Raw genomic sequence first — 25,067 nt, 5'->3', positions numbered from 1 at the left:
GATCGCAATTAGAGCCCGCATACGCGAACCCTATCGGCTTCTGTGAAACTCGGCACCTGGTCGGATGCTACCAGGTACGTTAATGCCTGGACCGTCTGCGGGTGATCGCCCTCGATCACGCTGGCGGCCTGGAACTTGCGATCGATCAACTTGATCACCGGATCCGTGGCGGCAATGATTTCCAATATCGTGTCATCGCCCATTGCTTCCATGAACGCCAGCTGTGAATACTTCGGGGTTTCAACCACCGAATCATCAATCGGCCATGGCCCGATATACGGATCCAGGCTTGCCGATCCGAAGTACTCGCCAATGATCAGATCGCCCTCGCGAACGGTTTTACCAAAAGCGCTAGCACCTTCGGCCGGATAAGTTACCTGCTTTTCTGGATTAGAAAATTGAACCAACATTATGCGAACCCTCCTGCTCTCACCACATCATCAACCCAACTGTCGAATACGTCCTTATCCCAAAAAGCGGCGCAGCGGCGCAAGTGTCCCTGACTGACATAACCGTTCCACACAATCAGGCGAACGTTTTCTGTAGATGTTTGGAACGGCGTTCCGGTAGAAAGCGGTATTTCCAGTTGGCAAACTTGAGTAGATCCAGCGTTTGCACCGCGACAATAAACCCGGCACTGCCCTGCCGCGATACCACTGGTAGCAAAATAACCGATACGGTTACCGCTTGGCGCTTCATAGCTGCACTGTGAGCCGTGGCTGGTCGGATCGGTCGTGAACAGGCCGGACGTCTTATTGATAATTCCATGCTGCCCAGAGGATGCCAGGAGTAAATCACCGTCGGCGTTCAACTGCAAAAAGCCGTTGCCACCGGATCCGGTGAAATCACAAGAGGCACTAAAATCAGATGTTGGCTGATCATTGCCGATCGCGGTTACTACGCCAGCGCTGTTGATCTTGGCGCTGTAATACGTATCGGGAGCGGTGCCAGTGTCCGCGCCCACAACAAAAATATCCGTACCGTCGAAAGTAATTCCACACCAAATATCGACGGCGGCATTCAGATCGGTTTTTGCCACGGACCATTGCAGAGTTTGAGCGGCATTGTAGTACTCGATTGAAGCGCTCGCGCTATCTGGCAGTTTTACATAGTCACCATTGGCGGACCATCCCGGCATATAACGCGGGTAGACATTGATATAGGTCGGCGTCGCCGCGCCCAGGCTGGCCCCTTTCAGAATTGGATACGCGCCGAAATTGGTATCGGGATTCGAGATAAAAGACATTAAACGGTTTCCTCCAGGTAGCGCACATCGGCGGTACCGCTCGCGGTGATCGCATAGACAGTGTCATCAAAACTAACTTCCATAGTGCCACCTGGTAACACCTTCATGCCGTTACTGGCGGTCACGCCGGAAGTACTGCCCACATAACAAGCGGCCCCGCCCAGGTTCTGCAGAAGACAACGGCCCCGGCCCAGGTTTTCAGCCCGGACTAATGTGGCGGTAGTGGTGACACTGACAGCGCCGTGGGCAACCGTTTTGTTTGCCTTGATACTGAGACCACCAGAGATAGACAGAGAGCCCGTCAGGCGGCTGTCGTCAATCTGATGCTTCGAATAGGCGATCACAATTCGCTGAGTGATCGAGCTGTGAATCATCAACCGTTTAAAGTCCTGGTCAACGCGCCCACCAAGGCCCACTTTCCAGGCCGTGCGCGCCCCGTTCCCGTTATCCGTCTCAAAGGTTACGGTGATATCGCCATCGCCCTCCAGGAGGCGGAAATAGCGCCCAGCGGCACCAATGGAAATTGTTTCCCCGGCCTGGACATCAGCTGTAAAGAATTTCATCGTTTAAATACCATCGGTGCGACAATAACAGCGGCGGCAAGGCCGACTATCATCATTGAATTTCGCTGGAAACTCTCCAGCATGGTTTGATTCTCGCTTTTGGCCTGGCTGTCGGCGAATTCCATCGCGTTAGAAAATGCGTTCCTGGAACTCAACAGCGCCTCACCAAAGGATGTTTCAGTGACGCCCGTTACCAGGTTAGAGGCATGGTAGAACGCGCCTTCACTGGCCTGTAGATTGCGATAGCTGTTATCGGCAATTTCACGAACAGACGACATGGCGAGCTCGTTATTGCGGACGATCGCTTCACTGGTCACAGACTCCATGGCATCGATCGCGCCACCGGTGACGCTCTCGCCAAAATCCAGGCCTCGATACGCCACGTCAGACAGCGCATCGATCGCACCGCCGTCCAGGTACTGGACCGTATTGCTCAAGGTCTCGCTATAGGCGAAATCGGCATCATCGACCAGGGAAACAGAACTCGAGTCGTGAACCGAACTGTCAACGCTGCTGCTGTTGCTCCTGGAATCAGAGAAGCTGCGGCTGTCGGTCAGATTCGTATTAGTCCGAACGCTGCTATCGAAGGTTGATTGATCGTTCCAGGAATAATCGTCATCGCTGGCGTAGTTGCGGCCGTCTACAAAATCATAAGTAGAATTATCAACGCTGCTGCTGTCAACGCTGCTGGTACGGCTGCTGTTGTCGCTACGGTCATAGATACGACCGTCTACAAAGTCATAAGAGCTCGAATCGTGCACACTGCTATCGATCCGCGTTTCCCGAACGCTGTGATCGTCAACGCTGTGATCGTCCTCGCTCCAGTACTCCAGGCTGTTGTCTGAATTATCGCTAAACGTGGTACGGCTCGAATCGTTAAAGCTGCTGTCTACGCTGCTGTTATAGCTGCTGTTATCGTGTCGGCTGTAGTCCGTCATTGAATGATCGGAGTTATCGTCAACGGTACTGGTGCTGGTTGACGAACTCGAACTGTTAGACCGGCTGTCGGTCATCCAGGTCTGAGAATGATCATTGACGCTCGAATCCAGGTAACTATGGTCATCATAGTTATTACTGTTGTCGATGTTGTTTTCGGTATTGGTCGTTGTCCTGGTACGACTCTTGGAACGGCTACCCATTACACGCCCCTACCAATACGCGGCTTTTTGACTTGAATAAAACCAGAAGCACGCACGGCCGGACGTGTGACCTTTTTAGACGGTTTTATCAGTTTCATTGGCTTGTTTACGTTGGCTTTTCTCACAGTGTTTTCCTCATGACTATTTCGGCCTGTTGCCACTCCAGCGATTCATACCAACGCTTAAGGCCAGGCCGTTGTATGTGAGTTCTGACGGTTTTAGCGCCCATCTGGCGCGCGTAGTGTTCAACGACCGGCACGAAGTGTTTAAAACCCCGACCCTCGCCAACTACTAAAACCATCTCTTCCTGGTCAGGCTCATATCGAAGGACTATCCAGGCCCACCGATCGGGACCTATGCAACATTCAAATAAGGCGGAAACTCCCTTTTCCACCTCTTGCCGAATCCATGGCAGATCACCACGCGCGGCGACGGTTAACCCCTTTTCAGCGGTCAGGCTCCAGGCCGCCCGTTTGAGATAGGGCTTATTTCTTGAGAACGGCCAGCGCAACGAGGCCGCCCAGTCCAGCCCACAGCCAAACAGGTACGCCCATGTATTGACCGGGCCCAGATCGCGGTGCTGCTGCATTGTTACCACCGATGTTAAAGACATTACCGGTACCGGTATCACCGGCCGAGCTGCTCGCGGCCGAGGGACCACCGGCAGCGGCGGCCCCTAGTCCCTGCATCGCTCCTGTAATCATTGCCGGATTCATGATTACTTCCTCAGCAGAAGCAGAAGCGCGATACCACCCAGGCCGAGCACAGCGTATTTCGCCATATCACCGCCTTGATTGTCGTTCTGCTGCTGGCGCTGCTGCTGGTTCTGCTGGACTTGCTGCTCTACGCTGATCGCGTCCTGCGTGCGCTGCTGCTGAATTTGAGCCCGTTGCAACTCAAGTCCGAGTTGCCCATTTTCAAACTGAAAATAGGCGTCCATCATTCCACTTAGGAAATCTTGTGCTCCGCCCATCCATCCACCTCCGATTTCAATAGGACTGTTTACGGCTACATTACTGCCTGCAATTTGCATAATGTCTCCTTACCAGGTGAGCGGCTTACGCCACTCGATCCAGGTACTCCACGCAAATGTCAGTCAGGCCGGAAGTGTCCAGAGTCGGTTTCAGGCGGAAGTCGCGCGCGTTCGCGGTGATCAGCGCGTTACCAACATCGTTATCGCCAATGAAGTCGATGTGCGTTGCTTTCGCGGTGACGGGTACCCGGCCGTTTTCTTTCTGGATCGCCTCAGACAGTGTCTTAGTCGAGTCGTAGAATTTCACGTTATCCATCTCGATTTCCACATCGGAAATATCAGACTTAAACAGGTGAATGGCGTAGATACGCGGGCCGCGCGGAATGTTATCGATATCCACTTTACCGGAGACGGCCGAGTTATCGGAGAACTGTTTAACCTTAGTGACAAAGATCATTGGACGCGGCGCGGACACAATCGCGTGAGCCTTCAGAGACGGGCTAGCAGCAGCTGCATCGATATCCAAGTGTATAGACAGAGTTTGTACGTTTTGCGTTCCCCAGGCGGTCATACGGCGTTGCTGTGCATTCATCATTTCAGGGCGAATGGCCCAAATTGTAATGATGCCGGACGTCTTAGGACGGCCCCAGAAGTCGTTAATCTCTTCGAGTTGCAAAGCGGTTTTAAAGTGCTGGATGGGATCGCCATTCAGGCGTACTTCCAGGTTCTGAAGTTGCGCCAGCGTAACGCCGGAGTACTCCAGCATGATTCGCTCGTACGTGTTACCGCCCACGGGCAGAGTCAGAGAAGTATCGGCGCCAGCGGCGACGGTGGTAAAGCTGTTGAGTGGAATGATTTTTCTAGACATGTTTGTTGCTCCTTTGCTGGTCCTGGATTAGCCGCCTTTCACTACAGTGGCGACGGTGCCGAGACCGGCTTTCTTGGCAACAAAAACGCCCACACCAATGACAATGGATGCCACGACGGCAGACACTACAATGGTTGGGTCAATGTTCTGTTTAACTTTGTTTACGGTGCTCATGTGCTGATCCTGATTTGTGTTAACGGTGAAAATCGATCTCTATTTCAAACCGTTAAAATCAGGGATCAACAACGGACCCGCGCGCTAACCTATTAGGTCAAAATTAGCGTTTAAACTGGTTCCTCTTTCCGCTCGAATTGCCGAATTTCCGATATACAGTGCCGGACCTCACCCACTGGCCATTCTCTTTTTTGAAGAAACTTAGCGGCTTCAGCTGCTCTACTTCCTCTCGTTTGAGACCCGTCATTTTCTCGATATAGTTGGCGTCCTGGTGCTCATGAAGGCCGATCCAAACTTCTGCCGCCTGCGTGACAAACGTTTTCGGTACCTCTTGAATGCGCTGAGTATTACCGACCAGGATGCCGCCGTACTTGCGCGATCGCTTGGACAAGGTGTTGTAGGCGGGAATGACTCGGTTGAGCATATCGAGATCGGCGAGTTCTTCGGTAACAATCCAGGTATCGAACTCGCCATCAAGGATCCGCCAGACGGCATCGCACCACCAGGCAAAGGTGGCTTTGTCGCTATCTCCGCACCAACCAACTCGAAATGGCTTGCGGGCTTTGTCAGCCTTGGCCAGCGCGGTAAGGAACTGGCGGCGGTTGCTGTAGTGGTTGCAGCGGTGGTCTTTGTCCGGATCCCAAAAGACCGCCCGTACCCCTTTTGCGGGCACAATATGATTACGCATGAGCTGACTCTTTCCGCCTCCAGTTTTGGCGGCGACAAACACATGACGATTCTCAATACTAGTGTCTTCATTGCGGGCCATGGTTTTGACCCTCCTGCTTGCGTTGCTTCTCTCGCCTTTCGGCCTGCTCGCGGGCCACCATTTCCAGTTTCCGCGCGGTGAATATCGTAGTGCCCATATACAAGCCCGCGGCGATGTAGGGTTGATACTGATCCAGGAGCGCGCGGATCCAGGCGGGCACCTCGCCCCCCATGGCCAACGCCAGCGGTAATAATTTCTCGTTCCCGACTTCCGGATCCACCACCTGGAGAAAGTCAACCGAGGGGCAAATCATCTTATCGACGCCAAACAGGAACGCGCCGTTCATTTGCTCGGCCAGTCGCTTAGCGCGCTCTAATTCCATCTCGCTGGGCTGGGCGGCCTTGGCTTGCGCTTCTTCCTGGTCGCGCTGCTCCTGGATCTCGGCGGCGTCCTCCTGCTGGATCAAATCGTCTAAACCGTGGGGTTCGTCTATGGTAATTTCGCTGGTTTCTTCGGTCACAGTGCACCTATAAGGTTAAGTCATTAGTAAGGCAGTCAGGCCCGCCACACCCAGAAGCAAGAGACCCGCGAACCCCTTGCGGGGCGCGGGCTCGGGGGCAGGTTCGGCGGCGGGTTCTGACTCGGGTTCGGCGGGTTCTGGCTCGGGTTCGGCGGCCTGCATAGGATGCGGAATCATTTCCTCAGTCGGCGTCATCTCGGCTAACCACTGCTTTTGCTGGGGTTCCCCGGCCGATTGATTGCAGCCACAGCCACAGCGCTTGTATAGGAACCCTTTGCGCTTGCCCTTCTTCACCTGGTAGAACGTCGCTTCAGTGTCACAGGCGGAACAATGAGCGGTACCGGCCGGCCGGCGACCGTCTTTAGCGGCTGGCATTGTTCAGTTCCTCAACCACTGAATCTACTACATCCAAAAGATCGATAAGAACATCACGCGCGGCGCGCGGCAGGATCATCGCGGCCGGAGATTTGATTAATCGGCGAGCGGCGGCAATTTTCAATTTTCTGTGTGAATAGGTCACGGTAAAAACCTCGATATTTGATTAAGGATCCAGGCCAGATAGTTAGACATTTTCCAGCGTGGTGGCGCAGGCGCAGGCATGGCGATCCCGCGTAGGGCAACACGCTGCCCCAGGAGCGTTGCTCCTTTGATGACCATCTGTGCGTGGAGGTGATCGCGCCACTTTTTCACGTGCGCATCGTGGAGGTGTACGCCCGTATGACTGTCGAAGTCATACGGGCGGGAGGCGGAACGACTCACAGAGCGCGCGCCCACTTACAGGCCCGGCAGAACCGCAGCACTGGTAATTGGGGCGTCGGCCTCGGCCTCAGCTTTTGCTTGATACGCCTCATCGGCCTGTGCGGCCTCGTACGCCTCTTTAGACATAGAGACGCCCTCAAGGACATCGGTGGGGATATCGTGGTCCTTACCCAGGGCACGGACGCGAGAAACGCCGGTCTCGGAATCCTGGCGCAGGATAAACCCGCTGGTCTCTTCTGGAATGCCGAGTTCTGGAACGGAGGAAGTGAAAATGATGCGAGGTTTGAAATCGAGGGACATTGGCTTACTCCAATTGAGTGAAAAGTAAGCCTCCCCAGGCGGTGCCGTTATAGCACATTGTACCTACAGGTCCAAATCTCTCCGATTGTGACAAGCTTTATCACTGATAAACCCTTGCCCTCGTCCTCTCTGATCCGATCCTGTCCAGGTGAGTAACCTATAGGTCCAGAGCGCACCAACAAAGAGTCATCCACGCTTGCGTGGGCATTTTTTGATCACCGTAAGGTGATATCAGTATTAAGCCAGGGATCTGGCTTAATAGATGGTTAATCTTATTACGTAGTATCGACGGTATAGGTAGGGACTTACCGAATTAGGACTTAACGCAACTACATTTTCCTATGCACCGCCTTACCCACTGCCTTATCCACAGAAACTGGGGATAACCCACAGGCAAGATGAGATCCATTATCACTGTACTGCAGTTAGCGACGCTAACTGCACCTGAATGGGTTGTATTCGCGGTGAAAAACCTGCAGGCAAAAAAAAGCGGCCACAGAGGGCCGCTAAGCGTACTTAGGGGGAGTGCTAGATAAGAGGTACCGGTTGCCGATCGGGCGGCCTGTTGGCGGCCTGACGCGGCGAGAAGATGCGTGTTAACTTGAAGTATCCCGCCATCATGGCGCTGGCTGTTTCCTCATCCAGGCGGCGGTAGCGATCGAGAAGCTTTTCGGCACGATCCATACCGATCTTGGCGATAGAGCGCCACAGTTTCCTACCACCTAGCTCCAGGAAAAAACGCTTGGTGAACTGGATCACCTTCGGGCTACTCTGCCAGAGCCCATTAGGCAGCTGTCGCTTCTGCTGGTGGGACAACTCGATATAGCCACACTGTTTAAACTCGGTAATAACAGCGCGCACGCGCCCTACCGACATTGGCGGGCGGCCCTTCCAGGAAGCGGATCGGGAAATCTGTATTGCGATCAGCTCGGCGTCGATCGCTTGATGATAACCGTCTTTCTTCTTTGCGCAGCGACGGCTATCCAGTTGAAATTCTTTTGCGATAAGAAACTGCATCACAGCAGCCATGGCTTCGCGGATTTCGGAGCGGCGGCCGCGACCGTTACCGTTCATGTTCTGCCAAGTCTTTAGACGGTTGCGAAACTTCGCGGCCTGACCGAGATAAGAGGAAATCGTACTGATCACCGGAGCCTGACCACCGCGCCCACGTTTTGCAACATCGCAAAGGCGCAGTGACGCGGGGTTATGGCCGCAACGGTTGCCGGTGATTTCTTTCAACGGTCAGTGGCCTCAAGAAATACCCAGTGCGCGATACTCTCGCAACAAATTTGATAAGCGGCTTTTGCCTGGCGGAATTCTTCGGCGAATTCAGGATTGAGAATTACATTCTTGTCGCTGGCAATCCTTTCGCGAAGCTCGGTAATTGCCGTGCTCTTTGCAATCAGGTCTCTAACCCGATGCGGTGGAAAGGTAGTCGTAAGGAAATCTTGTTCAGCGGTCGTACAGGTAGGTATGTTCATTGTGTCTTCCCCGGTTGTTGGTTAACTCCCCCTGTTTAAAGTTGGCCGGGGGGAGCTACCCTTACCGGCCGCCGGGGGAGGCACACGCCTAAAGTCCTTCCTCACCTCACTAAGGCTGCAAACCGGAGGTGAGGGAGGCATTCAAGCAATGCGGGGGCGAGTATTGCTCAGAGCTGTGCAATGTTCAACGCGGCGCAATATCGCAGAACTGCGTATTAAAACCTATAATTCGGGCTAGAAATTGATCAAAGGCTGCAAACCATGAATCAAGACATCATCACCACCGTGAAGATCGTTGACACCCTCAGAGAGCTCAATAATTGGACAGATTACCGAGTGGCAAAAGAGCTTGGAATCAGTACCAGCACCATCAATGGCTGGCGTGCTCGAGGCTCAGTTATGAATAACGAAATCGGCCGGAAAGCCGCGCAGTTACTGGGGGTTGAGGAAAAATTCATCGAATACTGCCTCGAGACAGAGCGCCTTATGGGCAGTGCCGTATTTGAGGTTCTGGCCGAAAAGGAAGCGGAAATGATAGAGGAAAATGGCGGCCTAGAAAGCGCTGCAAAATGTATATTATGTTAAATTATAGGCGTTGTCGGATATAGTTTTGCTGGATAGCGCCTGGCCCCTTATCCCCGGTGATTTCGAGGATAAAGGATTAGTAAGTACGCTGTTTATCGAGGCTGTTTCCAGAGATAAAAAACCGCAGGTAATACCACTAACGTCAACAATACCGCGCTCACCATACCACCGACCATAGGCGCGGCAATCCGGCTCATGACTTCAGAACCGGTTCCCGTTCCCCGAATAATCGGCAACAGACCAACGATGATGGCCGCAGCGGTCATGACCACGGGTCTCACCCTCAATCCGGCTCCCTGCAGAATAGCAAGTTTAAGCTCTTCATCTGTTTGGCCCCTCATGCCCGCCAGTGCTTGATTAAGGTAAACCAGCATTATCACGCTGATCTCTACTGCCACACCGGCCAATGCAATAAATCCCACACCCACGGCGATTGAGAAGTTAAAATCAAGCAAATAAATCAGCCACAGACTGCCAAGCGTTGCAAAAGGCAAACTAGCCATCAATAACAATACCTCTTTGAAACTCTGAAAATGCAGGTACAGCAATACAGCGATAATGACCAGAGTCAACGGCAACACATAGGCTAGACGCTCTTTGGCCCGTAACATGTACTCATATTGGCCAGACCAGCTGATTGAATACCCGGGAGGCAATTTCAGCTCGGCGTCAACCTTAGCCCTGGCCCGGTCGACGTAACCGCCCAAATTAGCGCCCTCAATATCCACAAGGGTCCAACCATTGATTCTGGCGTTCTCACTCTTGATACTTGGAGGTCCGTCCTCAATAGTGACCTTGGACACATCTCCCAGTGCAATGTGCATCCCATTAGGAGTCACAATAGGCAGGAGCCGTAATTGCTCCGGCGAGTCCCGATAAGATTGTGGGTAACGCAGATTAACCGGATAACGCTCTCGTCCCTCAATGGTTTGGGTAACGTTTCTACCTCCAACTGCCGCGGCAATGACCTGCTGGATATCCGATACATTTAACCCGTATCGACTGGCCTTCACACGATCAATATCCACTTTGATGTAGCGTCCCCCAGCAACCCGTTCGGAATAGACGGAGGCTGTACCGGGCATATCTTTCAGCAGCGATTCCAGTCGTTCGCCAATATTCTGGATAACCTTCAGATCTGTACCTGCCACCTTGATACCCACCGGGGTTTTAATTCCGGTTGCCAACATGTCAATGCGGGTCTTTATTGGCATTACCCAGGCGTTGGTCAATCCAGGAAACTGTATCAGGGAGTCGAGTTCACGCTGCAGTGATTCCGAGGTCACTCCCGGCCGCCACTGGCTGCGATCCTTAAGCTGAATAAAGGTTTCAATCATTGTCAAAGGGGCCGGATCTGTCGCTGTTTCGGCCCGCCCTATTTTACCGAATACATTCTTTACCTCCGGTACTGTGCGAATAAGCTGGTCTGTCTGCTGGAGCAACTGGCGAGCCTTTCCTATCGAAATACCTGGATAGGTCGTGGGCATATACATCAAGTCCCCTTCATCCAACGGTGGAATAAACTCGCTACCCGTTCGTTGCAATGGCCACAGACTGGTGGACAAGAGCACCAAAGCGACGAGCAGTGTCGACTTGGGATAGGTCAACACCACTCGTAGCACAGGTAAATAGGCCTTGGTCAGCCATCGGTTGATAGGGTTTGTCTGTTCTGAAATCACCTTGCCGCGAATAAAATAACCCATCAACACAGGTACCAGTGTTATTGCCAGTGCCGCCGCTGCCGCCATGGCGTAGGTCTTGGTAAAGGCCAAGGGTGAAAACAGTCGCCCTTCCTGTGCTTGCAAGGTAAACACTGGCAGAAAACTCACCGTGATAATCAACAGACTGAAGAACAAGGCAGGCCCGACTTCGGTCGCGGAATCCGCGACAACACGCCAACGGTTTTCAGGGGTCAACCGCTTGTCTTCCATGTGCTTGTGCATGTTTTCTATCATGACAATTGCACCATCGATCATCGCCCCAATGGCAATGGCGATCCCCCCCAGGGACATAATATTGGCATTGATCCCCTGAACCTTCATGACAATAAAGGCTGCCAGAATTCCCACAGGCAGGCTGATAATAGCGACCAGGGAAGAGCGCACGTGCAATAGAAAGATCACGCATACCAATGCCACGACCGCAAATTCCTGCAGTAGCTTTGACCACAGGTTCTTCACCGCTCTGTCGATAAGACTGGAGCGATCGTAAACGGTAACAATCTCTACACCGGCTGGAAGCCCGCGCCGCAGCTGTTCCAGTTTAGCCTTGACCGAATCAATAGTGGTCTGGGCGTTTTCGCCGGAGCGCATAACCACCACGCCTCCCACGGTTTCACCCTCGCCATTGAGTTCTGCAATGCCCCGTCGCATCTGTGGACCCAGCGTGATATCGGCAACATCCTGCAACCTCAATGGAGTACCCTCTGCACTGGCGCCAAGAGGAATATTGGCGAGATCGGAGAGACTATTGAGATAGCCGGAAGCCCTCACCATGTATTCAGCCTCAGCCATTTCCACCACCGAGGCCCCCACTTCCTGGTTGGCTTGCTGAATGGCCATCTGAATGTGAGCCAGCGGAATGCCGAAGGCTCGTAACTTTTCCGGATGCACCGTCACTTGGTATTGCTTGACCATCCCCCCAACTGTTGCCACTTCGGATACGCCGGGAATGCTCTGTAATTCGTACTTTAAGAACCAGTCCTGCAATGAACGCAGTTGACTGAGATCATGCTTACCACTGCGATCCACCAATGCGTAGAGAAATACCCAGCCTACGCCCGTGGCGTCCGGTCCCAACTGAGGACGTGCCGTTTCAGGCAATGAAGGGGCGACCTGACTCAGGTACTCCAGTACCCTCGAACGGGCCCAGTACAAATCGGTGTCCTCATCAAAAATAACGTAGACATAGGAATCGCCAAAAAACGAATAGCCTCGAACGGTTACCGCACCTGGCACTGACAACATCGCTGTCGTCAGAGGATAAGTCACCTGATCCTCAACCACCTGTGGTGCCTGCCCCGGGTAACGGGTTTTTACGATGACCTGTACGTCTGACAAGTCTGGAATCGCGTCCACCGGCGTGTGTCTGACGGCATAGAGCCCACCAATGACAATGGCAAAGGTAGCCAGCAATACGAAAAAGCGGTTGGCGATCGACCATCGAATCACGGACTCAATCATGCTGGTGTTCTCCATGATTCATTGAATGGTGTTGGTGGGGTGCTGATATGAGATCCTCCACCCGGTTCAAGCGCTGTAAACCACCCCGTTTATTCGATTCAGAATCCAACAGGAATTGTGCAGACGTGACAATCTGCTCCCCCTCCTCCAGACCTCTTAGAACTTCTACCTGATCATCCCCCCATCTTCCCAGCCTCACTTCAACCGATTGAAAGCGCCCCTGCCCCAACGCTTTCACAACCCTGTCCATCTTCCCGGTTCGAATAACAGCTTCAGAGGGCACCACCAGAGCTTTCTCACGAGCATCCGGGTAAATGGATATTTGAGCGAACATACCGGGTTTGAGGTCGCCTTGGGGATTTTTAAACCGCAAGCGGACTCGCAGTGTGCGTGTGTCGGCATTTAATGAAGGGTAGACATAGTCCACTCTGCCCTGCCAACGTCGACCGGGCAAATAGTCCAACGTCATGATTGCCTCTTGGCCAACGGCAATGAGCGGCGACTGCCGCTCGTACACCTGCGCTTCCACCCAGATGTCATCCAAGGATGCCACGGCCATCATAGTGGTGCCGGGCTTGACGAAAAAACCTTCCCGAATGTTCAGGTTGTCAACGACCCCGGTTTGTGGAACAAAAAAGGTGAGGGTCTGGCGAACTTTTTTGTCATGCTTTAGCCGGGCAATATGAGATTCATCAATCTGCAACGCCCGGAGCCGATTCTCGGCGGCCTGAATCAGCCCGAAATCCTTGCGCTTTAGTGCCAGTAGCAAATCTTCTTGCGCATTCACAAGCTCCGGTGAATACAAGGCGTAAAGTGGCTCCCCTTTCAAGACTGGATCACCCGCTGCTTTGACATACAACCGGTCCACCCATCCCTCGACACGCGGATGAATATGAACCCGCTGCTCTTCATCGTAGTGCACTTGTCCCATGGTGCGGATAGTGGTTGGCAGTTGCTGCCGCTTAACCACTGTCGTGCGGACCCCAAGGTTGTTTTGTACGCCCGGCGTCAGACTCACCAGGCTTTCATCAACTTTATCGGACAATGGGTACACCGGTATCAAGTCCATTCCCATAGGGGATTTGCCGGGCTTGTCGCGTCGGAAATTCGGGTCCATGGGAGCAACCCAGTATAAGGGTTCTGGCTCGTCAGCTTGCGGGCGGGGATAGTTTTCTACCAAACTGTCTAAGGGAATCGCTTCCCACCGATAAAACAAGACACCGAGGAATATCAACAATAAGCATCCCACGGTGATTCGTGATAACGGCGTCGTCAACCTAATCATCGTACCTCCATAGCCACAGCGCAATGAAACACTGTGTTACAACAGATAATTCACTTTTTAACCGTTTTGCAGGCGCAATTGCCCTGCTTTAGCCGGCAATCGGAGGACGATACGGAGTAGAGGAAAGAGAGGAAGGAAAACCTTGGGAGCTGACAACAGCAAGCTGCCCCATTGTCATTGATGGCAATTGAGCCAGGGATCCGACGGCGATGGAACTACCGGGTGAACACAAACTGACCGCGCACTGCTCTTTGTCACAACAGTCTTGCATGGGGCCATGATCCCCACTCCCGGATTTCATGGCTTTGTGATTCATGGTTTCATGATTCATAGCATCATGACTCACGGCAACGTGGTTCATCAAGCCATGATCCATTGTGGACGCCATTGCCTGATCTGATGTGTGGGAGCACAGTATTATCGCCGAGGCCAATAGCGACTGACTGACCAGGGTCAGTAGCAGGCTTAGCACCAATAATGTCTTGAATCGGCGATGAATCATTTGAATAACAGCAGTCGATCAGTGGAACCAGCGCGCATTATGTCAGCAAATGACAATTGGTTGTAGCCCTGATGGCGCGGCCTAATGCACCTTTGCACGAACACTTGTGCCAGATTTCATCGCACTACATGTCTGAAAAGATCAATTTTTGGTCTGAAAGGGTCATGCCGACCAAACCGCCCATCCGTAAAGTAGTACCTGTATTCGCAACCATCTTTCACCTCAGAGAAAGCGCCTATGAAACCTTTTTGGGCCAAAAGCCTGATACCTCTCTGTTGGATAGCACCGCTGTTTTCCTCAGCGGTGATGGCCAACCTACCTGTCGATGATCTCGGCAAACATGAAATCCTTCCCTCTCGCCAGGAAGCCCATATCGTAACGATTTCTGACCCCAATATTCCCCATACCATCGATGGACGCGTTCACTTTGTCGATGTCGATCGGGGAAGATATCTAGGCGCGCTGAACACCGGTTACTGGTATGGCGGTGTGGTCTTGCCGAAAACCCGCAATGAAATCATCTCGCCCGAAACACACTTCTCCCGTGGAACCCACGGCAAACGCTCGGATGTTGTGACTTTCTACGATCCAAAAACGCTGCAACCCACCGGCGAGGTTCTGTTACCAAGCAAGCGGGCAACCACCGTTAAAGCCCAGGGTGTTAGCTCGCTGTCTGACGATGAAAAATTCCTGCTGGTACTGAACCTGACTCCGGCCACTTCAATCAGTGTTGTAGACCTGGATCAACGGCGTTTTGTCGCGGAAATTGAAACCCCGGGCTGTACCCAAATTTATGCCGTGGGCAACCGGGACTTCAATGTCGTCTGCGCCGACGGCAGTTTTATGGGCATTCAGCTGGACGACCAAGGACAGTTGCAAAAACAGATCCGCCGGGACCCGGTATTCGATCCGGCCGCTGACCCCATCACCGCAGGCGGTGCGAGGTTGGCAAATACCTGGTACCACCTTTCGCGGGAGGGTTATGTGCACGCTTTCACAACACGTGATGGCAATGTGACTGCAGCACCCACTTGGTCTCTGGTCAGTCAAGATGAGCGGGACGATAACTGGCGCATAGCCGGCCTCCAGCACCTGGCCATCCACCAGGACAGTCGCCGCCTGTACGCCTTGATGATTCAGGGGGGACCGGAACAATTCGAAGATCCGACGGATCAGGTTTGGGTATATGACCTGGACAGTCACAAACGCGTCCAGGTCATTGAACTGGAACACCCCGCCCTGTGGATGAATATCAGTCAGGGACCGGAAGCGCAACTCTACGCGGTGGGCGTGGACTTGCAGATTCCGTTTTTGTTCAGTCTTTGGCTCTACTTCGCTGAGGGGCGAGAATACCTGACCAGGCTCGCAACCATGAGTTTTGATACCTACGAACTTGCCAGCGGAGATCTGCAACATTCCCTGCCCCGCATCGGCAAACTGCCAAATCTGATTCAACCCTGGCAGTAAGCACGCTCCTCAAAGGTACTCAAGATGCTTTTTATTGACCCCGTGTTTGAATGGATAGTGTGCCTGGCACTTGCACTGCTGATGGCAACAGCGGCCTGGCAAAAACTTCGCCACCCGAAGATGTTTCGCGGCGTTTTGGAGCAATACCGGATCTTACCTGAACCAGTGCCGAGAGCAGCATCGATCATTATCCCCTTGGGTGAACTGGCATCTGCCCTTGCCCTTATGTTTCCGGACACCAGAGACCTGGGCAGTGTCTCGACGGCAGCGCTGTTAACGTCCTACGCCTTTGCGATGGCAGTTAACCTTGTGCGTGGACGTCGCTATCTCGATTGCGGCTGCCACCTTGGCAGTCACCGACAACGAATCAGCGGTTTTCTGGTATTGCGTAACGGGCTGTTGGTATTGCTGACCCTGTCGCTACTGCTGCCAACGACCCCTAGAGTTGTCGAGTGGTTCGATATGGGAATTGTATGTTATGGCCTTGGCTTGACCACATTGCTCTACCACATTTGCAACACTCTGGACGCCAACCGCCATCGCCTTTCCGCATTGAGCTAAACGGCGACGGCTCCAACGATTGAAAAAATAGGTCTATAGAATGAATACAACACTTCTTGTTGCTACCACCATCAGTTGGGGCGCCATTATTGCCCTGGCAATTACTGTGCTTGCGCTGGTGCGTCAGGTTGGTTTACTTCATGAGAGGATTTCTCCAGCGGGTGCCCTCTCGATTGACAAACAATCCCTGCGAGCGGGTGAGCCGGTCCCGAGCTTCCAGCTGCCAAGTCTGACCGGCGGCAATGTCACGCTGGGAGCGGATTTTCCCCAGGCCCGTTGCACCCTCCTGTTCTTCTTATCGGAAACGTGTCCGGTCTGCAAAACCCTGTTGCCTGTGCTTACGTCCGTCGCCAAACAGGAACAGTCCTGGTTGAATCTGGTGTTTGCCAGTGATGGAGATAAGCAAGCTCATCTGGACTTTATTGAACGCCGTCAATTGCAGGCATTTCCCTATGTGCTTTCGATGGAGCTCGGTGTGGCATTTGAAATTGGGAAACTGCCTTACGGGGTATTGATCGAAGAAAACGGAAAACTGATCAGCCACGGGCTCGTCAACACCCGTGAACACCTGGAGAGTCTGATCGAGGCTCGGCGGCTGGGCGCTCCAACCGTTCAGACTTTTATGGCAGCACAGACCAGTGCCTGAAGTATTACAATCATCGGGAATCAGAAGTTATGTTATTTAAGTGGTTTGACAAGCTTACCGAAAACACTACAAGACAATCCGCACGACTTACCTCGCGCAGGAGTTTTCTCGCCAGCGTGGGGACGGTTCTTGTAGGCACGGCGGCATATCCGCTCTTGCCGGTATGGCGCAATGGAGCCCAGGCAGCCTCACAGGCTGGTGCTGACCCGAAAGAGGTGTCCCCGGGTCAAGATCCCGGCGATCCCGAGAGCTGCGAGTATTGGCGTTATTGTGCCATAGATGGATACCTTTGCAGCTGCTGCGGCGGTACCAAAACCAGTTGCCCTCCAGGCACTCAGATGGCGCCGATTACCTGGATCGGTACCTGCCGAAACCCTGCGGACGGTAAGGACTACATTATTTCCTACAACGACTGCTGCGGCAAAAGCGCTTGCGGCCGCTGCCAGTGCATTCGCAACGAAAATGATACACCGGCGTATCTACCGGCAAACTCCAACAACATTAATTGGTGTTCCGGTGGGCCGGCTGATGTGGTGTACAACTGCTCAACGGCCATCATTCTTGGCATTCAATAAGCCGAGTTAACCGGGATCAACCGAGGACGTTCCAATGCCTGTTCTGTTCCTTATCATCGCCGCCTTGGGCGCCGCGTTCGCTCTACCGATCCAGGCCGACGAGCGCCGTGCAAAGGTCAACTACATGCTTCACTGCCAGGGATGCCATACGCCGGACGGTTCAGGGCTTAGCGAGCGTGGTGTACCAAGCCTGAAGAACTTTATGGGCAAGTTTCTGAAGGTTGAGGGTGGCCGCGAGTTTCTTATCCAGGTTCCGGGGGCGGCCCAATCAACATTGAACAGCGAACAACTGGCAGAAATGACCAACTGGATGCTGACAAGCTTTGATCCGCAATCGGTACAGGATGGCTTTCAACGTTACAGCGCGCAAGAGGTACAGCGCCTGCGTCAGTACAAACTGGTAAAAGTCACAGAAACCAGAGCCAATTTGCTCAATCACATAAACAACAAAAATCGTTTGCAAGAACACCAATAGCGGGCTGATAAACGGCCCATTCATAACAAGAGGAGATCACTATGATTTTTCTGCATCGTCGACTTTGCGCGGCTTTGGTAACTGTCGTTGCAGCTCAGGCAACCCCATATTCCTGGGCGGACGAAGGATTTGCTATCGAAGAAATTGTGGTAACAGCGCAACGACGTGAGCAAAGCCTGCAGGATGTACCTATTGCCGTGTCGGCATTTAACCAGGAGTTTCTGAAACACGCGGGCGTCAGGTCGATCAATGACGTTGTCGCCTACACACCCGGGCTGACCGGTATCGATCAGGGGCTGTCTACCCCCCAGTACGCTATTCGAGGGATAAGTTCAAACAGTTTTGGTGTCGGTGGCGAAGCCAGCGTTGGTGTATTTGTCGATGACGCCTATACCGGTCGTATTACCGTTGCCGGCCTGCCCTTTGTTGACGCTGCCAGAGTGGAGGTACTCAAAGGCCCTCAGGGAACACTGTTTGGCCGCAACACCTCTGCCGGTGCCATCAGCGTCACCAGTAATCGTCCCGCCCAGGAACTTTCGCTGGACATCTCCCAACAGCTGGGGACACGTGGACACAGTCGCAGTACGCTCACCGCAAACGCCCCGTTAATCGATGAAGTACTGGCCATTCGCGGCTCATTGGTATACGAAGAAAATGACGGTTTTGTCGAAAACATCACCCGCAACAATGCACCCGTCAATCACCGTGCTACCGCCGGAAAAATTGCTCTGCTCTACACTCCCAACGACGATCTGGAAGTGCTGTTGACATATACCCTCCAGGATGCTGACACCGGAGGCCGCCCCAACGAACCTGATGATGCAAGTAATTTGTTTGCACAATATGCTGAAGCCATAGGTGTGAGTGTGGGTTCCATCGATTATTTTGACGATGACGTACGTCACGACGTAAGCGACTATGAGAAAACGCAGGCGGATGCCGTGAACTTTCGCCTTAACTGGAACCTCCATGAAGACGTGTCCCTGACTTCAATTACCACCTACCAAGAATATGTTAACGAAGTTCTGTTGGATATAGATGGCACTCCCGCTCCGGTATTGACCTACAATGGCGGTGAAGGCTTCGATGAGAATGCGGAAAGCTTCGGTCAAGAGTTACGCTTAAATGGCAGTAGCGGTGACCTAACCTGGATGCTCGGGGTCAGCTACTTCGCCGAGAATGTCAGCCAACAGATCAATTTCCTAATGGACGAGACGTTTTGGGACCTGGTGATTTATGAAGGTCTGTTGTCACTGGACAGTGCCTTGCAAGCATTGCTTCCATCTCCTTTATGTGCACAAAGCGGTGGCTCGGTACTCTGCGGACTGGCTTCAGAATTGGCAACTGAAGCCGAAGGCGATTACCGCAGTTTTGCACTTTACACCGATATATCCTGGGCACTGAGTGAACGAATCAATGTCAATGCCGGCCTGCGCTATTCCCGAGACAAAAAGGAGTGGCAATACGCTTCTGGTGTGCTTGAGGGAAATAACCTGGTACAAGGCTATGTCGACACCCTGGCCGAAGCTACAGGCGGAACTGTGGACCTCGATGCACTGGCTTTTGGCGGTCAACGCACACTGGTGGGGGACGACACCGGGCTGGAAGTTATTCCTGCCGAGCAGAACTGGACCAAACTGACGCCGCGCCTGGCTATCGATTATTCATTGGACAATGACACCATGATCTACGCCAGTGCCGCCAGAGGCTACAAATCCGGAGGCTTTGACGACAGCACCTCGTTTAACGAAGAGGAAAGCTGGTCTTACGAATTTGGCCTGAAGTCCACACTTTGGGATTCACGCCTGCAACTCAATGCAGCCTTGTACTACTACGACTACGAGAACTTCCAGGTGCAAGTGGTTGAGAACGCGGCCACCACCACAGTCAACATCCCGGAAATGCGCGGACGTGGTGTGGAAATAGAAATGCAGATCAAACCTCTGATTAACCTGGAGTTGTTCGCATCACTGGCTTATACCGAATCTGAATTCGAGCGCTTCTTGACGGAACAAGGCGACCTCAAAGGAAATGCACCGCCCTACAGTCCCGAGACCACAGCCAGCCTGGTAGGACGTTACCGCACAGAGCTCTTTGATCAGGTTGAATTGATTCTGCAGGCGGATGCCAATTACCAGAGCAAGCAATATTTCACCATCGACAACGATCCCGGTCGGGCTCAGAACGGGTATACCCTGTTTAATGCGCGCGCCGCGCTGGTAGACTCGCAAGGCCTCTGGGAGTTTGCCCTGTTTGCACGCAATCTCGGAGATAAGGAATATTTGAAATTGAGCAATGATCCTATCCTCCCCGGTGAGAATCTGATTCATCGTGGGGATGGTCGTCTGGCGGGTGCCGAAGTTCGCTTTGCCTTTTAACCAGACAGGACACCAACGGCCGGTGTTAGCGTTGGTGAGTTTTGCGGTACTGAAGGGGGCTTAATCCCTCCTGCCGCTTGAACAAACGAACAAACGCGCTGGATTCGGAATAGCCCAGCCGTTGAGCGATGTCGGCAACGCTGGCATCGCTGTCAATCAATGCTTCTCTCGCCACAGAAAGCAATAAATCCATTCTCAGTTTTTTAAACGAGGTACCGTACTGGCTGAGCCTTCGGTGCAGGGTTCGGCTGGTCATATGCAACTGGGACGCCAACGCCTCAGAATCGAAACCCTCTGTTCCCAACTGGCCACTAATCAACAGGCGTACATGACTCAGAAAATCCTGTTGCGACTCCACCTCTGCCAACAAATGATTGGCCTGGGAGGTAAGTACTTCCAATAAAGCGGGATTGGCCGTAGTTAAGGGCAGATTCCAACTTTCGCTCTTTATCCAAATGCTGTTATGAGGTTGAGAAAAAAATATGTCAGAGCCAAAAACGCTCTCATACTCTCTAAAGGGTTCTATGGCCGCGTGAGTAAACGTGGTTTTTACCGGATACCATTGATCGTGATCGTATGTTTTGATCAAATTGACCAAAGTCGCCAGCGTATACTCCATATCCTGAGTCAGGCAATCGACAAGCCCGGTATCGACACAGAAACGGATTTCGATCATATCCGGGTGACGAAAAAATTCGAACGCCTCGCCCTGCATTAAAATGCGCTGGTAACGCTCCACCAGTTTACAGAAGTCGCCAAAGGTCGCTGCACTGCTGGAAAGAAAGCCGAAGACGCCAAAATCATCCACGCTGGCATTGTTCGCAAGCTGAATGCCCAGATGGGGCTCGTGAAAATACTCCGCAGCCCAGGTAAACAACTGCAGATAGGCATCCAGCGACATGGTTCCCTTACTGTCCACCAGAGTGGCGGGATCTTGACCGCTGACGTTGGCCAAAGTAACAAAATCAACCTGTTGCGCTTTAAAATAGTCCAGCAACCATTTGGGTTGGATACTGCGGCTGGCAGACCTGATCGGTAAATTCACGGACTGGAAATAATTCGGCTGTTGCTGGAGAGAGCCTCTTTTTATCACGATGCCCGATTAAACGCCACCGCAAGATTAACCCAAGTCAAGAACTGAGTTTATGAACTGAGAGTTTCCGAGGTACGACGCTCCTTTTGAGCCTGCTTTGCCATTCGCTTTAGTAACTCCGCATGGGCCTGTTCCCACTCGTGCTGGTTGGATACATTGTTCAGGCACACCAGCAGGCGGCGAAACTCCCGCTTGTGACCCTCGAGCACCTCCAGTCCAATGCGGGCAGACAAACACTGGGGAACGCGATTGGTGCCGGCCCCCAACGCAGGAAAGGCAATTGACTCCAAGCCCTGATCCAGAGCCAATTCCAGGGCACTCTGGTAACAGCATCTGAGCAGCACCAGCGCCTGAACACCCCACTGGTCTCCACTGCTCCACTGCGGCGTAACCGTATGAATAATATAACGAGCCGGCAGATTATGAGCCAACGTCAGGCGCGCTTCACCGACTGCGCAGGACGGCAGCTTTGTACATTCCGCTTCCAATGGCTCCCCGGCACGGTCAAAAATCTGGGCTGAAAGACCCCGGCCACGGATCAGATGTTTGTGAGCCGGGCATACGATAGCGTCCACTTTTTGGCTAAGCAGATCCGCACACTGAATATCGATGATCGACATGATAGATTCATCCGCGATTTATTCCTCTGGTCTATTCAGTATAGGAATACCAGCGGTAACGGTAAGATCAAAAGGCTCTTATCGCGAATGGGAACCGAACCTGAGGTTATCGGTAACGCCAATAAAGGGAAACTGACGCCAAAAAATCAGGCAGGTTCCAAAATCTGACGTGCCGGGGCGATCCCGGCGAAAATACTGGGCGACAACCAATGACTGACATTGCGGGTAAGTCCCGCTGGCCCCACTAGCTCCAGTCGACCATCCGCAATCGCCCGTTTGTAGCTGATATCCCCCATCCAAAGCTCACACATGGTTTGCAAGCCAACATTGAAATACACATCCACCTCTTTACCGGGATCATGAACACAGACGTCCACCTTGTCGTCTGTGACCACCAGCCACCAGGTCTGATAGTCCTCCACATCCGAGAAATTAAAGCGGATAACCGTTTCGTTACCGGGAAGCTTGTCGCAATCAATGCTGCGCTGCAGATATAACATCAGCAGCTCCAGATCAAAATCACTGCCGCTCATCTCGTCTCTGGCCCAACGCATCCCCCAGTGGCCAATCTGTTCGATAACAGGCATCAATTCCCGACAGGCATCAGTAGGAAAATATTCATAACCACGCATACCGTGTATTTTCCGTTTAATCACCAACCCCTGTTGCTCCAGAGCGTGCAGCCGTTTGGTTAGCAGCGTCGGAGATATCTGGGAGAGCCCTCGCTGCATCTCATTAAAGCGGCTGCCCCCCATGATCAGCTCCCGCACGATCAGCAGCGTCCATTTTTCTCCCAGAATTTCCATTGCTTTGGCAATGGGGCAAAACTGGCCGTATCCAGCTCCGGACATGGCTATTCTCCTGTTCACTCTCTTCTGTGTAGTGAGTTACTCCAGAAAGTGTAGTGCATTACTCCACCCATCGCAGTATTGCTCATTGCCGCAAAAAGCTACCTTAACTCCACAGTTAAAAAACAGAGAGAAAACACCATGTGCCAACTTATTGATAACCATCTGGACACAAGCCAGTTGCGCCAGACCCTGGGACAGTGGGCAACCGGGGTTGCCGTTGTCACCACCGCAACACCGCGAGGTCCGGTTGGCATGACCATAAACAGTTTTCAATCAATATCCCTGCATCCGCCACTGATCAGCTGGTGCATCGACCTGAAGGCTTCAAGCTACGGGGATTTTCAGCGTTGCAGCCACTTCTCCTTGTCGATTCTGAATCGACGCCAGGAGCGGATTGCGACACGCTTTGCGAAAAGAGGCGCAGACAAATTCTCGATTCTGAATGAACGCTGCTACACAGACTGCAACGACTCGTCCGAAACCAATAACGATCCAGAGCCCCTGGTCGAGGACTGCAGTGCCTGGTTGCGATGCCGCTTATATCGCCAGATTCTGTTAGGCGACCACCTTATGCTAATTGGAGAGGTTATTTCCTTTTCGGTCGGCACCGAATCCCCTCTTCTTTTTTATCAAGGTCAAATGACATCAACGCCAGAATCCATCGCTTAGATCCGGAGACCAGCATGAACATCGAAGTCACCATGAAATTATTCGCGCTAATGAAATTCCTGTTTGATACTTACACACTGATTGGCGGCCTGCCCGCCTAGGAGAACCGAGAGATGAAAATGAACGTTAAGCCCTTAGAAAGCCTGGAAAATATTGCACAAATGATTGCGGACAACGGTGCAGCGGCAGACGCCACAGACATCTTTTCCAAAGACAACTATCAATTGCTGGCGGAAAACCGATTATTCTCCGCCATGATTCCAGTCGAACACGGCGGTGGCGGCATGGCCTACGGCGACATGGCGGCGCTATTGCGACGCTTGGCCCAATGCCATCCCTCAACCGCTCTGTCGTTTTCAATGCACCAACACATCATTGCAGCCAACGTATTCAAGGACAAAAAGGGTCAGGGTGGCGGCCCTATGCTGCAAAAAGTCGCCGCCAATGAACTCAAACTGGTGAGTACTGGGGCGGGTGACTGGCTGGCGTCCAATGGCGAAATGGTCAAGGTTGACGGAGGATATCAGTACGCCGCCATCAAACACTTTGCCAGTGGGTCACCCGCCGGAGATCTGCTGGTAACCTCCGGCCCCTACCTCGATCCTGAGGAAGGTTGGCAGGTTCTGCATTTCCCGGTCTCTCTCAAGGCCGAAGGTGTTACCGTACTGGACAACTGGACGCCTATGGGAATGCGCGGCTCCGGTTCCAACAGTGTACAGCTGGAAAAGGTATTCGTACCCGATGGCAGCATCGTTACACGACGACCTCGCGGCGATTTTCACGGCGTCTATTGCGTGGTTTTACCTGTCGCCCTTCCCCTCATCATGTCGGTCTATCTGGGTATTGCAGAAACCGCTGCGGAAAAAGCCCGCACATTCTGCAACAACAGCCAGGACCCGGTAACACCCTATATAATTGGGGAAATGGAAAACGCCCTGACAACCGCTCGGGTCATCACCGAAGACATGGTTCGCTGTATCGATGGTTTTGATTTTGAGGCCAGTGTGGATACCGTCAACGAGATTGTTAAACGCAAGACCGTCGTGGCGGCTGCCTGTAAGACCGTTGCCAGTAAGGCTGTCGAGTCCTGTGGCGGACCAGGATTTATGCGCGGCTTTGGGCTGGAAAGTTTGTTACGTGACACTATGGCCTCGCACTTTCATCCCTTGCAGGAAAAGCGTCAGTTGCTATTTACGGGATCTGTGGCGCTGGGGCAAGAACCTCCCGGTCAGGCGTTTTAATGGTCTTTTTCAGCTTCGGTGCTACTGGAAAAATTTTGAGGCTGTTGGGGTATTAGTATTCGCGCTCAAGTCTCTTCTGTGCCATAACCGGAAGTTCATAATCCTGGTTCAGGGCACCATGGGCGTTCGATAATGTCCGCAACGGCCGCACGACGTAGGGTGGATTAGAAGCGCTTTGCGCTTCGTAATCCACCGATCCGCCGAA

30 protein-coding genes are annotated in these 25,067 nt (G+C 52.8%); 9 read left to right on the top strand and 21 right to left on the bottom strand.

Annotated elements, in window-relative coordinates; translation table 11 throughout:
- Positions 1–8: 8 nt before the first annotated feature.
- The 15 genes from HBA55_RS34430 to HBA55_RS34360 form a co-directional block, all read right to left on the bottom strand.
- On the bottom strand, positions 9–410 hold the full coding sequence (locus HBA55_RS34430; protein ID WP_167000283.1) for a hypothetical protein: 402 nt from the start codon (positions 408–410) through the stop codon (positions 9–11).
- The gene (locus HBA55_RS34425) at positions 410–1,246 is read right to left on the bottom strand and encodes a hypothetical protein (RefSeq protein WP_167000282.1); all 837 of its coding nucleotides are present in this window, start codon (positions 1,244–1,246) and stop codon (positions 410–412) included. The genes HBA55_RS34430 and HBA55_RS34425 overlap by 1 nt, the downstream gene beginning before the upstream one ends.
- A complete protein-coding gene (locus tag HBA55_RS34420) occupies positions 1,246–1,809 on the bottom strand; it encodes a hypothetical protein (RefSeq protein WP_167000281.1) in 564 nt (187 codons plus the stop codon). Before HBA55_RS34420 ends, HBA55_RS34425 begins: the two co-directional genes overlap by 1 nt.
- Positions 1,806–2,948, bottom strand: coding sequence for a hypothetical protein (locus tag HBA55_RS34415; RefSeq protein WP_167000280.1), 1,143 nt, complete (start codon positions 2,946–2,948; stop codon positions 1,806–1,808). The genes HBA55_RS34420 and HBA55_RS34415 overlap by 4 nt, the downstream gene beginning before the upstream one ends.
- A 121-nt stretch (positions 2,949–3,069) precedes the next feature.
- Positions 3,070–3,537 (bottom strand): hypothetical protein, encoded by a 468-nt coding sequence (locus HBA55_RS34410; RefSeq protein ID WP_167000279.1) that lies wholly within the window; start codon positions 3,535–3,537, stop codon positions 3,070–3,072.
- Between the two features lie 129 nt (positions 3,538–3,666).
- The gene (locus HBA55_RS34405; protein ID WP_167000278.1) at positions 3,667–3,981 is read right to left on the bottom strand and encodes a hypothetical protein; all 315 of its coding nucleotides are present in this window, start codon (positions 3,979–3,981) and stop codon (positions 3,667–3,669) included.
- Between the two features lie 25 nt (positions 3,982–4,006).
- The gene (locus HBA55_RS34400; RefSeq protein ID WP_167000277.1) at positions 4,007–4,789 is read right to left on the bottom strand and encodes a major capsid protein P2; all 783 of its coding nucleotides are present in this window, start codon (positions 4,787–4,789) and stop codon (positions 4,007–4,009) included.
- A 27-nt stretch (positions 4,790–4,816) separates the two neighbouring features.
- Positions 4,817–4,963 (bottom strand): hypothetical protein, encoded by a 147-nt coding sequence (locus tag HBA55_RS34395; protein WP_167000276.1) that lies wholly within the window; start codon positions 4,961–4,963, stop codon positions 4,817–4,819.
- Positions 4,964–5,066: 103 nt separating this feature from the next.
- On the bottom strand, positions 5,067–5,732 hold the full coding sequence (locus HBA55_RS34390; RefSeq protein ID WP_167000275.1) for a hypothetical protein: 666 nt from the start codon (positions 5,730–5,732) through the stop codon (positions 5,067–5,069).
- Positions 5,719–6,192, bottom strand: a complete 474-nt coding sequence (locus HBA55_RS34385; protein ID WP_167000274.1) for a hypothetical protein — start codon at positions 6,190–6,192, stop codon at positions 5,719–5,721. Before HBA55_RS34385 ends, HBA55_RS34390 begins: the two co-directional genes overlap by 14 nt.
- A gap of 15 nt (positions 6,193–6,207) precedes the next feature.
- A complete protein-coding gene (locus tag HBA55_RS34380; RefSeq protein WP_167000253.1) occupies positions 6,208–6,567 on the bottom strand; it encodes a hypothetical protein in 360 nt (119 codons plus the stop codon).
- A complete protein-coding gene (locus HBA55_RS34375; RefSeq protein WP_167000273.1) occupies positions 6,554–6,712 on the bottom strand; it encodes a hypothetical protein in 159 nt (52 codons plus the stop codon). Before HBA55_RS34375 ends, HBA55_RS34380 begins: the two co-directional genes overlap by 14 nt.
- Before the next feature lie 254 nt (positions 6,713–6,966).
- A complete protein-coding gene (locus HBA55_RS34370; RefSeq protein ID WP_167000272.1) occupies positions 6,967–7,251 on the bottom strand; it encodes a hypothetical protein in 285 nt (94 codons plus the stop codon).
- A gap of 528 nt (positions 7,252–7,779) precedes the next feature.
- The gene (locus tag HBA55_RS34365; RefSeq protein ID WP_167000271.1) at positions 7,780–8,490 is read right to left on the bottom strand and encodes a hypothetical protein; all 711 of its coding nucleotides are present in this window, start codon (positions 8,488–8,490) and stop codon (positions 7,780–7,782) included.
- On the bottom strand, positions 8,487–8,732 hold the full coding sequence (locus HBA55_RS34360) for a hypothetical protein (protein ID WP_167000270.1): 246 nt from the start codon (positions 8,730–8,732) through the stop codon (positions 8,487–8,489). The genes HBA55_RS34365 and HBA55_RS34360 overlap by 4 nt, the downstream gene beginning before the upstream one ends.
- A 261-nt stretch (positions 8,733–8,993) precedes the next feature.
- Between HBA55_RS34360 and HBA55_RS34355 the strand changes: the two genes are divergently transcribed.
- The gene (locus tag HBA55_RS34355) at positions 8,994–9,317 is read left to right on the top strand and encodes a helix-turn-helix domain-containing protein (RefSeq protein ID WP_167000269.1); all 324 of its coding nucleotides are present in this window, start codon (positions 8,994–8,996) and stop codon (positions 9,315–9,317) included.
- A gap of 92 nt (positions 9,318–9,409) precedes the next feature.
- Here the strand turns inward: HBA55_RS34355 and HBA55_RS34350 are convergent, their stop codons facing one another.
- The 3 genes from HBA55_RS34350 to HBA55_RS34340 form a co-directional block, all read right to left on the bottom strand.
- A complete protein-coding gene (locus tag HBA55_RS34350; protein ID WP_167000268.1) occupies positions 9,410–12,499 on the bottom strand; it encodes an efflux RND transporter permease subunit in 3,090 nt (1,029 codons plus the stop codon).
- Positions 12,492–13,784, bottom strand: coding sequence for an efflux RND transporter periplasmic adaptor subunit (locus HBA55_RS34345; protein WP_167000267.1), 1,293 nt, complete (start codon positions 13,782–13,784; stop codon positions 12,492–12,494). Before HBA55_RS34345 ends, HBA55_RS34350 begins: the two co-directional genes overlap by 8 nt.
- An 88-nt stretch (positions 13,785–13,872) precedes the next feature.
- The gene (locus HBA55_RS34340; protein WP_167000266.1) at positions 13,873–14,286 is read right to left on the bottom strand and encodes a CopL family metal-binding regulatory protein; all 414 of its coding nucleotides are present in this window, start codon (positions 14,284–14,286) and stop codon (positions 13,873–13,875) included.
- Between the two features lie 237 nt (positions 14,287–14,523).
- Between HBA55_RS34340 and HBA55_RS34335 the strand changes: the two genes are divergently transcribed.
- The 6 genes from HBA55_RS34335 to HBA55_RS34310 are packed head-to-tail and all read left to right on the top strand — an operon-like array spanning position 14,524 to position 20,388.
- Positions 14,524–15,753, top strand: a complete 1,230-nt coding sequence (locus tag HBA55_RS34335) for an amine dehydrogenase large subunit (RefSeq protein WP_167000265.1) — start codon at positions 14,524–14,526, stop codon at positions 15,751–15,753.
- A gap of 24 nt (positions 15,754–15,777) precedes the next feature.
- The gene (locus tag HBA55_RS34330) at positions 15,778–16,314 is read left to right on the top strand and encodes a MauE/DoxX family redox-associated membrane protein (protein WP_167000264.1); all 537 of its coding nucleotides are present in this window, start codon (positions 15,778–15,780) and stop codon (positions 16,312–16,314) included.
- A gap of 40 nt (positions 16,315–16,354) precedes the next feature.
- Positions 16,355–16,960, top strand: a complete 606-nt coding sequence (locus HBA55_RS34325; protein WP_167000263.1) for a redoxin domain-containing protein — start codon at positions 16,355–16,357, stop codon at positions 16,958–16,960.
- Positions 16,961–16,989: 29 nt separating this feature from the next.
- Entirely contained in the window at positions 16,990–17,535 is a 546-nt protein-coding gene (locus HBA55_RS34320; protein ID WP_167000262.1) for a methylamine dehydrogenase light chain, read from the top strand.
- Between the two features lie 34 nt (positions 17,536–17,569).
- Complete coding sequence (locus HBA55_RS34315; protein WP_167000261.1) at positions 17,570–18,010, top strand: c-type cytochrome; 441 nt, start codon at positions 17,570–17,572, stop codon at positions 18,008–18,010.
- A 41-nt stretch (positions 18,011–18,051) separates the two neighbouring features.
- On the top strand, positions 18,052–20,388 hold the full coding sequence (locus HBA55_RS34310) for a TonB-dependent receptor (RefSeq protein ID WP_167000260.1): 2,337 nt from the start codon (positions 18,052–18,054) through the stop codon (positions 20,386–20,388).
- A gap of 25 nt (positions 20,389–20,413) precedes the next feature.
- Here HBA55_RS34310 and HBA55_RS34305 read toward each other — a convergent pair whose 3' ends face one another.
- The 3 genes from HBA55_RS34305 to HBA55_RS34295 form a co-directional block, all read right to left on the bottom strand.
- Positions 20,414–21,433: an AraC family transcriptional regulator ligand-binding domain-containing protein gene (locus HBA55_RS34305; RefSeq protein WP_167000259.1), complete on the bottom strand. Its 1,020-nt coding sequence runs from the start codon at positions 21,431–21,433 to the stop codon at positions 20,414–20,416.
- Between the two features lie 98 nt (positions 21,434–21,531).
- A complete protein-coding gene (locus HBA55_RS34300) occupies positions 21,532–22,101 on the bottom strand; it encodes a macro domain-containing protein (protein WP_167000258.1) in 570 nt (189 codons plus the stop codon).
- 146 nt (positions 22,102–22,247) lie between these two features.
- The gene (locus tag HBA55_RS34295; protein WP_167000257.1) at positions 22,248–22,952 is read right to left on the bottom strand and encodes a winged helix-turn-helix transcriptional regulator; all 705 of its coding nucleotides are present in this window, start codon (positions 22,950–22,952) and stop codon (positions 22,248–22,250) included.
- Positions 22,953–23,090: 138 nt separating this feature from the next.
- On the opposite strand from HBA55_RS34295, the gene HBA55_RS34290 reads away from it, so the two are divergent.
- Together HBA55_RS34290 and HBA55_RS34285 are read left to right on the top strand one after the other, a co-directional pair.
- On the top strand, positions 23,091–23,621 hold the full coding sequence (locus tag HBA55_RS34290; RefSeq protein ID WP_167000256.1) for a flavin reductase family protein: 531 nt from the start codon (positions 23,091–23,093) through the stop codon (positions 23,619–23,621).
- A 113-nt stretch (positions 23,622–23,734) separates the two neighbouring features.
- On the top strand, positions 23,735–24,862 hold the full coding sequence (locus HBA55_RS34285; protein ID WP_167000255.1) for an acyl-CoA dehydrogenase family protein: 1,128 nt from the start codon (positions 23,735–23,737) through the stop codon (positions 24,860–24,862).
- Positions 24,863–25,067 lie beyond the last annotated feature (205 nt).

The organism is Pseudomaricurvus alkylphenolicus (assembly GCF_011683955.1).
Lineage (GTDB): Bacteria > Pseudomonadota > Gammaproteobacteria > Pseudomonadales > Cellvibrionaceae > Pseudomaricurvus > Pseudomaricurvus alkylphenolicus.
Note: the sequence above shows the minus strand (reverse complement) of the source record. Positions and strands in the feature narration are given on the sequence as shown.

Excerpts from the sequence above, each read along its gene's own strand:
- HBA55_RS34415 (WP_167000280.1), bottom strand. The coding sequence starts at position 2,948 with ATGGGTAGCCGTTCCAAGAGTCGTACCAGGACAACGACCAATACCGAA.
- HBA55_RS34335 (WP_167000265.1), top strand. The coding sequence starts at position 14,524 with ATGAAACCTTTTTGGGCCAAAAGCCTGATACCTCTCTGTTGGATAGCA.
- HBA55_RS34390 (WP_167000275.1), bottom strand. The coding sequence starts at position 5,732 with ATGGCCCGCAATGAAGACACTAGTATTGAGAATCGTCATGTGTTTGTC.
- HBA55_RS34325 (WP_167000263.1), top strand. The coding sequence starts at position 16,355 with ATGAATACAACACTTCTTGTTGCTACCACCATCAGTTGGGGCGCCATT.
- HBA55_RS34400 (WP_167000277.1), bottom strand. The coding sequence starts at position 4,789 with ATGTCTAGAAAAATCATTCCACTCAACAGCTTTACCACCGTCGCCGCT.
- HBA55_RS34425 (WP_167000282.1), bottom strand. The coding sequence starts at position 1,246 with ATGTCTTTTATCTCGAATCCCGATACCAATTTCGGCGCGTATCCAATT.
- HBA55_RS34345 (WP_167000267.1), bottom strand. The coding sequence starts at position 13,784 with ATGATTAGGTTGACGACGCCGTTATCACGAATCACCGTGGGATGCTTA.
- HBA55_RS34310 (WP_167000260.1), top strand. The coding sequence starts at position 18,052 with ATGATTTTTCTGCATCGTCGACTTTGCGCGGCTTTGGTAACTGTCGTT.
- HBA55_RS34420 (WP_167000281.1), bottom strand. The coding sequence starts at position 1,809 with ATGAAATTCTTTACAGCTGATGTCCAGGCCGGGGAAACAATTTCCATT.
- HBA55_RS34340 (WP_167000266.1), bottom strand. The coding sequence starts at position 14,286 with ATGATTCATCGCCGATTCAAGACATTATTGGTGCTAAGCCTGCTACTG.
- HBA55_RS34410 (WP_167000279.1), bottom strand. The coding sequence starts at position 3,537 with ATGCAGCAGCACCGCGATCTGGGCCCGGTCAATACATGGGCGTACCTG.
- HBA55_RS34290 (WP_167000256.1), top strand. The coding sequence starts at position 23,091 with ATGTGCCAACTTATTGATAACCATCTGGACACAAGCCAGTTGCGCCAG.
- HBA55_RS34380 (WP_167000253.1), bottom strand. The coding sequence starts at position 6,567 with ATGCCAGCCGCTAAAGACGGTCGCCGGCCGGCCGGTACCGCTCATTGT.
- HBA55_RS34295 (WP_167000257.1), bottom strand. The coding sequence starts at position 22,952 with ATGTCCGGAGCTGGATACGGCCAGTTTTGCCCCATTGCCAAAGCAATG.
- HBA55_RS34430 (WP_167000283.1), bottom strand. The coding sequence starts at position 410 with ATGTTGGTTCAATTTTCTAATCCAGAAAAGCAGGTAACTTATCCGGCC.
- HBA55_RS34405 (WP_167000278.1), bottom strand. The coding sequence starts at position 3,981 with ATGCAAATTGCAGGCAGTAATGTAGCCGTAAACAGTCCTATTGAAATC.
- HBA55_RS34360 (WP_167000270.1), bottom strand. The coding sequence starts at position 8,732 with ATGAACATACCTACCTGTACGACCGCTGAACAAGATTTCCTTACGACT.
- HBA55_RS34355 (WP_167000269.1), top strand. The coding sequence starts at position 8,994 with ATGAATCAAGACATCATCACCACCGTGAAGATCGTTGACACCCTCAGA.
- HBA55_RS34315 (WP_167000261.1), top strand. The coding sequence starts at position 17,570 with ATGCCTGTTCTGTTCCTTATCATCGCCGCCTTGGGCGCCGCGTTCGCT.
- HBA55_RS34320 (WP_167000262.1), top strand. The coding sequence starts at position 16,990 with ATGTTATTTAAGTGGTTTGACAAGCTTACCGAAAACACTACAAGACAA.
- HBA55_RS34300 (WP_167000258.1), bottom strand. The coding sequence starts at position 22,101 with ATGTCGATCATCGATATTCAGTGTGCGGATCTGCTTAGCCAAAAAGTG.
- HBA55_RS34330 (WP_167000264.1), top strand. The coding sequence starts at position 15,778 with ATGCTTTTTATTGACCCCGTGTTTGAATGGATAGTGTGCCTGGCACTT.
- HBA55_RS34370 (WP_167000272.1), bottom strand. The coding sequence starts at position 7,251 with ATGTCCCTCGATTTCAAACCTCGCATCATTTTCACTTCCTCCGTTCCA.
- HBA55_RS34395 (WP_167000276.1), bottom strand. The coding sequence starts at position 4,963 with ATGAGCACCGTAAACAAAGTTAAACAGAACATTGACCCAACCATTGTA.
- HBA55_RS34350 (WP_167000268.1), bottom strand. The coding sequence starts at position 12,499 with ATGATTGAGTCCGTGATTCGATGGTCGATCGCCAACCGCTTTTTCGTA.
- HBA55_RS34285 (WP_167000255.1), top strand. The coding sequence starts at position 23,735 with ATGAAAATGAACGTTAAGCCCTTAGAAAGCCTGGAAAATATTGCACAA.